At 66.6% G+C, this 3,923-nt stretch carries 3 protein-coding genes, 1 tRNA gene and 1 other RNA gene; 3 read left to right on the top strand and 2 right to left on the bottom strand.

The genetic code is table 11. From position 1 onward, the window contains the following. Nucleotides 1-57: 57 nt before the first annotated feature. Nucleotides 58-891 carry a hypothetical protein gene (locus tag WAN71_RS08380; protein ID WP_422224879.1) on the bottom strand — a complete coding sequence of 278 codons (834 nt, stop codon included), beginning with the start codon at nt 889-891 and terminating at the stop codon, nt 58-60. Nucleotides 892-971: 80 nt separating this feature from the next. Continuing rightward, nucleotides 972-1,057 (bottom strand) — tRNA-Ser (locus WAN71_RS08375). 89 nt (nt 1,058-1,146) lie between these two features. Between WAN71_RS08375 and ffs the strand changes: the two genes are divergently transcribed. From ffs to WAN71_RS08360, 3 genes are all read left to right on the top strand, one after another. Next, nucleotides 1,147-1,243, top strand: an RNA gene (gene ffs / locus WAN71_RS08370) — signal recognition particle sRNA small type. Nucleotides 1,244-1,273: 30 nt separating this feature from the next. Beyond that, nucleotides 1,274-2,563, top strand: a complete 1,290-nt coding sequence (locus tag WAN71_RS08365; protein WP_422224878.1) for an aminotransferase class I/II-fold pyridoxal phosphate-dependent enzyme — start codon at nt 1,274-1,276, stop codon at nt 2,561-2,563. 34 nt (nt 2,564-2,597) lie between these two features. Further along, the coding region (locus WAN71_RS08360) for a DNA polymerase III subunits gamma/tau (protein ID WP_422224877.1) at nt 2,598-3,923 on the top strand (1,326 nt) is incomplete at its 3' end.

The following is a 3,923-nucleotide window of genomic DNA, read 5'->3' as shown; positions in this document are numbered from 1 at the left end:
GCCCGCCTGATGACCGCGTGGCTGGACTTGACGGCGTCACCGCCGCAGACGGACAAGTCAGTCTTCGACGGCGACACCGCGGCGCGTGCGCCGGCGCCGATGCGCCCCTGACGGTTTGCCAGTCGGGCGCCGGTTGCGCAATCCGCGTGCCGATGAGTCGTCGGTGGTGTCCTCCACGGGCCCGTCGTCCAGGTCGGCGTCTTCCACCGCGGGCGCCTCTTGCGCCGTCGACTCCGGTTCCGCGGCCGTCGTCTCGGCTTCGGTTTCGGTTTCGGCGGTGACCTCGGCGGGCTGGTCGATTTCCTCGGGCGTTTCGGTTGTTTCGGTCGTTTCGTCGCCGTCGGCTCCAGCGGCTTCCCCGGCCTCGCCGTCGGACTCCTCGTCCTCGGTTTCTTCGGCCTCGCCGTCCTTCTTGCGGCGCCGCCGCTGCGTGTCTTTCTTGGGCTTGATCGGTTTCGGCGGTGGCGGCGGGAGCTCGGCGACAAACGATAGGTAGAACCCGAAAATGCCGAGCAGCGCGATCGCGGCTGCCGCTCCGTAAATGGCGAACAGCCATTGTCCGACGTTGTCGAGGTTCAGCCAGATCTCGCTGATCGCGGTGCCCACAATCAGCACGCCGGCCAGCACGTGGGCCACGATCGACGAGGTCTGCAGCGTCAGGGCGAGCTGCGGGGTGCCGTACTCCGGCTTGCGAACCCGCAGCAGGGTGAACGCCACCGGCAATGCGGCCAGGCCGATCAGCACGCCGGCGACAATTCGTGCCACCGTGCCCAGGGTGTGCGAGGTGTCGCCCATCAGCTCCCACCAGCGCGGCAGCACGAAGCAGAAATAGAGGACGCCGGCGGCAATCGAGAACGTCACGTGCCAGAACGTGGCAGCCCTGCGTCCCATGCCCCTCCTTGAGCTGGTATCCGGTCGCGACCAGACCCTAGTCGATATCAATCAAGCCTGGTCGCACCCCGGACTGAGTGCGGAGGATGCGGGATTTGAACCCGCGAGGGCTGTTAACCCAACCCGCGTTCCAGGCGAGCGCCATAGGCCACTAGGCGAATCCTCCGTCGGCCATGGTAGCCGAGCACAGCCCGATATCTTCTCGCTGGCCTTGTGACTGCTCGCGTATTGATTCCGGCCCGAGTACTAGACTCTCGGTGGACCCCGCGCGGCGTCTATCCTGTGAACTCCCCCAGGGCCGGAAGGCAGCAAGGGTCAATGGGCTCTGGCGGGTGCGCGGGGTCCCCTATGTGGCACTGAAATTGTCGTTAGTGAAAGGCGGATGGTGTCGGACGGCTCGTTCAGCTCCCTAGGCCGTACCGACCTCGAGGCATTACATGCCCGTCACCAGCAGGACTACGCCGAACTCCAGTCGATGAAGTTGGCCCTTGACCTCACCCGCGGCAAACCATGTAGTGAGCAGCTCGACCTGTCCAACGCCTTGCTGAGTCTGCCCGGGGATGACTACCGCGATGGCGAGGGGGCCGACACCCGCAACTACGGCGGCCAGCACGGACTGCCGGAACTGCGGGCCATCTTCGCCGAGCTGCTCGGCATCCCGGTGCCCAACCTGATCGCGGGCAACAACGCCAGCCTGGAACTGATGCACGACGTGGTGGTCTTCTCGATGTTGCACGGCGGTCTGGACTCGCCGCGGCCCTGGAAGGACGAACCGCGCGTCAAGTTCTTGTGTCCAGTACCCGGGTACGACCGGCACTTCGCCATCACCGAAACCCTGGGCATTGAAATGGTCTCGATCCCGATGCGCGAGGATGGCCCGGACGTCGACCTGATCGAAGAACTGGTCGCCGTCGATCCGGCCATCAAGGGCATGTGGGCGGTTCCGGTGTTCGCCAACCCCACCGGGATCACCTACTCGTGGGAGACGGTTCGGCGGCTCGTCCAGATGCGCACGGCGGCGGAAGATTTCCGGCTGTTCTGGGACAACGCCTACGCGGTGCACACCTTGACTCTGGACTTCGTTCGCCAAGTCGACGTGCTGGGCCTGGCCGCCGCCGCGGGCAACCCGAACCGGCCTTACGTCTTCGCGTCGACGTCGAAGATCACCTTCGCCGGTGCCGGCGTCAGCTTCTTCGGTGGATCACTGGGCAATATCGCTTGGTACTTGCAGTACGCCGGCAAGAAGTCGATTGGGCCGGACAAGGTCAATCAGCTGCGGCACCTGCGGTTCTTCGGCGACGCCGACGGGGTGCGTCTGCAGATGCTGCGCCACCAGCAACTGCTGGCGCCGAAATTCGCGTTGGCGCTGGAGATCCTGGACAAGCGGCTGGGTGAATCCAAGATCGCCTCCTGGAATGAGCCGCAAGGCGGTTACTTCATCAGCCTCGACGTGTTGCCTGGCACGGCGCGACGCACCGTCGCGTTGGCCAAAGACGCCGGCATCGCCGTCACCGAAGCGGGCGCGTCGTTCCCGTACCGGAAAGACCCGGAAGACAAGAACATCCGGATCGCGCCGACCTTCCCGCCGGTTTCCGATCTGCGCAATGCCATCGACGGGCTGGCCACCTGCGCATTGCTGTCCGCCACCGAGTCGCTGCTGAGCCAGGAATAGGTCGCGTCGGCGGGCCTGGGTAGCCTTGCTGACCGTGGCCCTCTACCGCAAGTACCGACCGGCGACTTTCGCCGAGGTGGTGGGACAGGAACACGTCACCGAGCCGCTGTCCACCGCGTTGGCGGCCGGCCGAATCAACCACGCCTACCTGTTCTCCGGCCCGCGTGGGTGCGGCAAGACGTCGTCGGCGCGCATCCTGGCCCGGTCCTTGAACTGTGTGCAGGGGCCGACGGCTAAGCCATGCGGTGTCTGCGACTCCTGCGTCGCGCTGGCACCCAACGGACCCGGCAGCATCGACGTCGTCGAACTCGACGCGGCCAGCCACGGCGGCGTGGACGACACCCGTGAGTTGCGCGACCGCGCGTTTTACGCGCCGGCCCAGTCGCGCTACCGGGTCTTCATAATCGACGAGGCGCACATGGTGACCACGGCAGGGTTCAACGCGCTGCTCAAAATCGTCGAAGAGCCCCCCGAGCATCTGATCTTCATTTTCGCCACCACCGAGCCGGAGAAGGTGTTGCCGACGATCCGGTCGCGCACCCACCACTACCCGTTCCGGCTGCTGCCGCCACGCACCATGCGGGCGCTGATCGAACGCATTTGTACCCAGGAGGGTGTCGTCGCTGACGAGGCGGTCTACCCGCTGGTGATCCGGGCCGGCGGCGGCTCCCCCCGCGACACTCTTTCGGTTCTCGACCAGTTGTTGGCCGGTTCGGAAGCCGGTCCGGACGGCAACCGGATCAGCTACCAGCGGGCGCTGGGTCTGCTGGGCGCCACCGACGTCGCGCTGATCGACGAGGCCGTCGACGCGCTCGCCGCCGGCGACGCCGCGGCGCTGTTCGGGGCGGTCGAATCGGTGATCGACGCCGGTCATGATCCTCGGCGATTCGCCACCGACCTGCTCGAGCGGTTCCGCGATTTGCTTGTGCTGCAAGCTGTTCCGGACGCCGTCGCTCGTGGGGTGGTCGACGCGCCGCAAGACGTGCTGGACCGGATGCGCGATCAAGCGGCCCGGATCGGTACGGCGACGCTCACCCGCTACGCCGAAGTCGTGCACGCCGGTCTGACTGAGATGCGTGGCGCGACGGCCCCCCGCCTACTCCTCGAGGTGATCTGCGCGCGGCTGTTGCTGCCGTCGGCCAGTGACACCGAATCGGCACTGCTGCAACGAGTCGAGCGGATCGAAACCAGGCTGGAGATGTCCATTCCGCACGCTGACAAACCGCCGCAGTCGCCACCTGCCGAGCCGCTTGTCGCCCCGACGCCATCAACGCTGCCGCCGGCCGCAGCTGAGCCGGAACCCACACCGGAGCCGAGCCCGCCCGCGCCCGAGCAGAGTCCGCCTGTTGCGGGCCCGGGT

The organism is Mycobacterium sp., from assembly GCF_049280035.1.
In the GTDB taxonomy this organism is placed as follows: domain Bacteria; phylum Actinomycetota; class Actinomycetes; order Mycobacteriales; family Mycobacteriaceae; genus Mycobacterium.
This window is presented reverse-complemented; position numbering and strand designations above follow the sequence as displayed.

Bases quoted from the DNA above. Each gene is read 5' to 3' on its own strand.
- WAN71_RS08380 (WP_422224879.1), bottom strand. From the start codon at position 891: ATGGGACGCAGGGCTGCCACGTTCTGGCACGTGACGTTCTCGATTGCC.
- WAN71_RS08365 (WP_422224878.1), top strand. From the start codon at position 1,274: ATGGTGTCGGACGGCTCGTTCAGCTCCCTAGGCCGTACCGACCTCGAG.